This is a genomic window from Holdemanella sp., assembly GCF_056804935.1.
The window spans coordinates 1-5,085 of the sequence record NZ_DBMEXE010000117.1 but is presented as its reverse complement, the minus strand read 5'-3'; the positions used below and the strand labels follow the sequence as shown (position 1 = coordinate 5,085).

Here is a 5,085-nt window from a genome sequence, read left to right as displayed (position 1 = left end):
GGTCAAGAAATGGAAAAAGCTATTTTATCAAGAATCAATTTACAACGACAAGATACTCATATTGCACAAGAATATTTTGATACAATATCAGACTTAATTGATACACAAGAAGTACAAGCCCTAAAAAAATGCAGCCAACACATGGCTACATCTCGCTTTCAACATTCTTTAAACGTTTCTTACTATTCCTTTTTAATTTGCAGAAAATTCGGCCTTGATGCCTATAGTGCAGCACGCGCCGGTTTATTACATGATCTATATTACTATGATTGGAAAACAGATGAGGATCGTCCTCTTGAAGGAAATCATGCGATGATTCATCCAATCATTGCCCTTGAGAACGCTAAAAACATCACATCAACAAATCCTACTATTGACGATGCCATTCTACATCACATGTGGCCATTAAAAACAAGCCACCCAAGCACAAATGTTGGATGGATTATTCAGGCTGTAGATAAATTATGTGCCATCACAGAAATGGGACATCAATCTCTATTTCGAGTAAGTCGCTCTAACAATCTATTAAGCTATTGCATTCTATTTACATTCCTATTAACAATATAGGCAGCTAGTATTCTCTAGCTGCCTTTAGTTTTTCCTTAAATTGTTCTAGCCATAAAGAACCATCTTTATCCAATCCATACTCACCCATTTGAATACTTGGCTTTTTCTCCCCATGGAAATCACTTCCACAAGTAATCAATAAATGATGCTCCTTCGCTAGCTTTTCATAATATACATTTTGTTCAGGCGTATGATAATTACTATAAGCTTCAATACCATCCACTCCAGCATCCAATAACACCTTGAACATCTCATCATTTTTATAAAACGTATTAAAAGGATGTGCTACAATCGCAAGTCCGCCAGCCTCATGAATCCTTTGAACCGATTCGACAAAATCAGGCATTGGTACATATACAAATAAATCCGAACCATATTGACATTTATCCCAAAAGAAATTAACGGGTGCCGGATCACTTCTTTTACCGCCTGGAATATAATCCTTAAAATCTGGAATATCTTGATAACGAGGATCATTGAACATATGCGTACACATCACAAACCAAGGATTCTTACCATTCGCCTCTTTCAAAACAGCCTCTTCATCAATTTCAACACCATACTTCGCTCTTAATTTATCGCAACGAGTTGAAAATGCATTTCTAGACTTCACTTGCGTTCTTTCTAATAAATTTTGAAAATAGGTATCCTCCAAATCGATACCATATCCAAGTAAATGTACATCTGTATATCCAATACTTGTTGAACACTCAATGGCAGGAATCACTTCAATACCCGCTTCTTTACCAAATTTGATCATTTCCTTAACACCACTGATACAATCATGATCACTTAACGCAATGGTTTTTAATCCTCTTTCTTTTGCGATTCCAATTAATTCTTCAGGCGTAAACTGCCCATCTCCCGAATAACAGGAATGCATATGCAAATCAAATTCATTCATTACTATAACCCTCTTTAAATCACATAGAAAAATATAATCACAAAGATACCTAAAATAATGCGGTACCACCCAAAAATTGTAAAATCATGGCTCTTCACATAGTTTAATAAAGCTTTTATCGCAAATAAACTCACCACAAAAGCCACAAACGTTCCTAGTAGTAATAAGAACAATTGTCCAAAACTAAATAAACCTACCTTTATAAAATATTTAATGACCTTTAAAAGACTCGCTCCAAACATGACAGGGATTGCCAAGAAAAACGAAAATTCACTTGCGACCGTTCTAGAACAGCCACAATATAATCCACCCAAAATTGTAGCTCCACTTCTTGAAGTTCCTGGTATCAAGGCTAGACATTGAAAGCATCCAATCTTTAAAGCCGATACATAATCAACTTGTTCAATCGTTTCAATCTTTTCTTGTCTAGGATTCTTCTCAACCAAGATAAAAATAATCCCATACGCAATCAGTGCCACCGCAATCACAAAGTTTGCCGATAAATATCCCTCAATAATATCATCCAACAATAAGCCAATAATGGCAGCTGGAATAACGCCCACAATCACCTTAGACCAAAGTTGTAAAGTCTGTTTTCTCTTTTTAGGCGATTTACGCGTATCAAAAGGATTCAATTTCTGATAGTACAACACTAAAACCGCTAAAATACTTCCAAACTGAATAACCACCTTGAATACTTCAAAGAAGGTAGCCGGTTCAAGTGGCCAAATGCTCGCAAATAAAATTAAATGTCCTGTCGAAGAAATCGGCAGCCATTCCGTTATCCCCTGTATAATGCCTAATAAGATTGTCTTAACAATACTGCTTAGAAATGTCATTCTTCATTCCTTTTAGCTGCATACTCATGAACCATCTGTTTAAAAATTTCGCCCCTAATCTCATAATTTTTAAACTGGTCGAAGCTAGAACATGCAGGACACAATAAGACAATATCACCAGGTTTTGCGAGTAACACAGCCTTTTCAAACGCATCCTTCATGGTTTCAACACTCATTTGACTTGTAAAGATATCTTTAAACTTATCTTTTGTCTGACCAAAAGAAATACATTTCTTCACTACACCATCATATTGTTTCAAATCATCAAAAGAAATATGTTTATCTTTACCACCACAAAGTAGAATTACATTCTTCTCAAATGCAGATAAACCTGCACAAGCCGCATGCGTATTTGTAGCCTTAGAATCATTGTAGAAACGAACATTATCAATAGTATCGACATATTCAATACGATGTTCTACACCACTAAATTCACGAATCACTTCCTGAATATTAAATAAAGAAACACCCATCAAATAGGCCATACAACTTGCCATCATCGCATTCCCACAATTGAATTCTCCAACAATTTTTAAATCCGATAAAGTAAACAACTGCGTATTTTTATAATAGGCATACTTATCATCTTTATATAAATCGACATCTTTTCTTTTCAAAGAAAAATCAATCACATGACAAGGAATGTTTTGAGCGTACTTCACAACGTTTTCATCATCCACATTACGAATAAAGTAATCATCCGCATTTGTGTTCTCATAAATACGCATCTTACTTTCATAATACGCTTCTAGACTATCCATATAATCTAAATGATCCGGTGCCAAATTTGTCACGGTTGATACATGAGGTCTAAATGTTTCAATTCCCAACAATTGGAAATTACTTAATTCAAGAGCTACATTATAGTCTTCATCCGTATATTCTAAAGCCAATTCGCATAAAGGCGTACCAATGTTTCCAGCAACCAAACTCTTCTTTTGTCGATTCAACATCTCATATAATAACGTCGTTACGGTTGTCTTACCATCTGTACCTGTTACGGCTGCATAATTAAAGTTCTTGGCATAACGATACGCCACTTCAATTTCTGTATAGATTTTTGCGTTTTGTTCTACAAAATAATGTACGAAAGGAACACGATAAGGAATACCAGGATTCTTCACGATAAACGCATACTTCTTTTCTTTTAATGAATCTGGATGTCCTCCATCAAACACTTCGATACCCATTGATTCTAATTCTGTCTTTTCTTTAATCGTATTCGAATCCGTTAAAACAACATGATATCCATTCTTTAATAAAAGCTTACTAACGGCAATCCCACTACGGGCAGCCCCAATGACTAATACAGTTTCCATCTACATTACCCCCAAAACAAGTCCAAGAACGGCTAAGATAACACCAACAAGTCTAAAACGTGTAACAACCTTTTCTTCAGACCATCCACACATTTCAAAGTGGTGGTGCAAAGGCGCCATCTTGAAAATTCTCTTATGTGTTTTTTTATAATACGTAACCTGTATAATAACGCTGCAAACTTCTGCAACAAAAACAAAACCAATAATAATCAATAAAATTTCTTGTTTTAAGACCATTGCCACAGCAGCAATCAAGCCGCCCAAAGCCAATGATCCCGTATCCCCCATAAAGATTTGAGCTGGATGCTTATTAAACTTCAAATATCCAAGTAACGCAAAGATCACGAGACAAATCAAACATGCCACATTATATAATCCTTGCATCAATGCGAATACCACAAATGGAACAAGCGCAATGACCATCTGGCCTGCACACAATCCATCTAAACCATCCGTTAAGTTCACCGCATTCGTTTCAGCTGTAAACATAAAGAATACTAAAATAAAGTAGAACCATGATAAATCAATTGTCACATTAAAAATAGGAATCCAAATATCTGTAGTTGAACTTGTACGATATAAGAAGAAAAACACAACTGCTAAAATAGACTGAAGTAAAAACTTATGAGCTGGTTTTAACCCCTCATTATTCTTTTGTACAACAATAATATAATCATCAATAAATCCAACAACACCATACCCTACAAAGGCAAGTAGAATAATCATTGTATTCATATCCAGTTTGAATGGAGTAAAGAAAGAACCTATAATATAGACAAGTGTTGGTACAATAATGAAGGCTAATCCACCCATAGTAGGCGTACCATTCTTCTTTTTATGGCTTGCCAACCCCTCTTCTCTTTCTGTTTGTCCAAACTTAATTTTATGTAAATAATCAATCAATCCAGGCATAATCAGCAACATAATCACAAGCGTAACTAAACACATACCCAAGATTATTAAGTAATACGAATTCAACATTCCATCGTCTCCTCTTTTTTTTAAAACATTATCATTATAACATTCTATTGAGTCTTGAACAAATTTTAATTCAGGGGTTGAAATAAGGGCTTGTTAATGGTATTATAGTTAAGCGATTGCGTAAATGAAAGAAAAAGGAGGACATTAAGATGTCAAGAGTATGTGCAGTATCTGGAAAAGGTCCTTTATCTGGAAATAAACGTTCTCACTCAATGCGTGCTTCTCGCCGTAAATGGAACGTGAATCTTCAAAAAGTTCGTGTTGTAGTTGATGGAAAGCCACAAACTATCCGTGTTTCAGCTAGAACATTAAAAACTTTGAAGAAACAAAACGCTATTTAATTTTAGATAATTAGGATCCTTAAAAAAATTATGCATAAGATAAAAAAGAAGAGATATACTCTTCTTTTTTTCTTTATGTTACAATGAATTTGAGGATACATATATGAACAAACAAGACCATGACGAACTACTAA

Annotated in this window: 6 protein-coding genes; 2 read left to right on the top strand and 4 right to left on the bottom strand. The window is 34.9% G+C overall.

Annotated elements, in window-relative coordinates; all coding sequences use genetic code 11:
- Positions 1 to 567: HD domain-containing protein (locus ACZQCL_RS06250; RefSeq protein WP_482482287.1), on the top strand; the 567-nt coding region annotated here is incomplete at its 5' end.
- Between the two features lie 4 nt (positions 568 to 571).
- Here ACZQCL_RS06250 and ACZQCL_RS06245 read toward each other — a convergent pair.
- From ACZQCL_RS06245 to mraY, 4 genes are read right to left on the bottom strand one after another with little or no spacing between them, the layout of a single operon-like run.
- The gene (locus tag ACZQCL_RS06245) at positions 572 to 1,471 is read right to left on the bottom strand and encodes a PHP domain-containing protein (RefSeq protein ID WP_443668943.1); all 900 of its coding nucleotides are present in this window, start codon (positions 1,469 to 1,471) and stop codon (positions 572 to 574) included.
- 14 nt (positions 1,472 to 1,485) lie between these two features.
- Positions 1,486 to 2,310 (bottom strand): undecaprenyl-diphosphate phosphatase, encoded by an 825-nt coding sequence (locus ACZQCL_RS06240; protein WP_118114242.1) that lies wholly within the window; start codon positions 2,308 to 2,310, stop codon positions 1,486 to 1,488.
- Entirely contained in the window at positions 2,307 to 3,629 is a 1,323-nt protein-coding gene (murD, locus tag ACZQCL_RS06235; RefSeq protein ID WP_418272382.1) for a UDP-N-acetylmuramoyl-L-alanine--D-glutamate ligase, read from the bottom strand. The genes ACZQCL_RS06240 and murD overlap by 4 nt, the downstream gene beginning before the upstream one ends.
- A complete protein-coding gene (gene mraY, locus ACZQCL_RS06230; RefSeq protein WP_482482284.1) occupies positions 3,630 to 4,610 on the bottom strand; it encodes a phospho-N-acetylmuramoyl-pentapeptide-transferase in 981 nt (326 codons plus the stop codon).
- A 149-nt stretch (positions 4,611 to 4,759) separates the two neighbouring features.
- Between mraY and rpmB the strand changes: the two genes are divergently transcribed.
- Positions 4,760 to 4,951 carry a 50S ribosomal protein L28 gene (rpmB, locus tag ACZQCL_RS06225; RefSeq protein ID WP_003865181.1) on the top strand — a complete coding sequence of 64 codons (192 nt, stop codon included), beginning with the start codon at positions 4,760 to 4,762 and terminating at the stop codon, positions 4,949 to 4,951.
- Positions 4,952 to 5,085: the final 134 nt, after the last annotated feature.

Bases quoted from the DNA above. Each gene is read 5' to 3' on its own strand.
- murD (WP_418272382.1), bottom strand. From the start codon at position 3,629: ATGGAAACTGTATTAGTCATTGGGGCTGCCCGTAGTGGGATTGCCGTT.
- ACZQCL_RS06240 (WP_118114242.1), bottom strand. From the start codon at position 2,310: ATGACATTTCTAAGCAGTATTGTTAAGACAATCTTATTAGGCATTATA.
- mraY (WP_482482284.1), bottom strand. From the start codon at position 4,610: ATGTTGAATTCGTATTACTTAATAATCTTGGGTATGTGTTTAGTTACG.
- rpmB (WP_003865181.1), top strand. From the start codon at position 4,760: ATGTCAAGAGTATGTGCAGTATCTGGAAAAGGTCCTTTATCTGGAAAT.
- ACZQCL_RS06245 (WP_443668943.1), bottom strand. From the start codon at position 1,471: ATGAATGAATTTGATTTGCATATGCATTCCTGTTATTCGGGAGATGGG.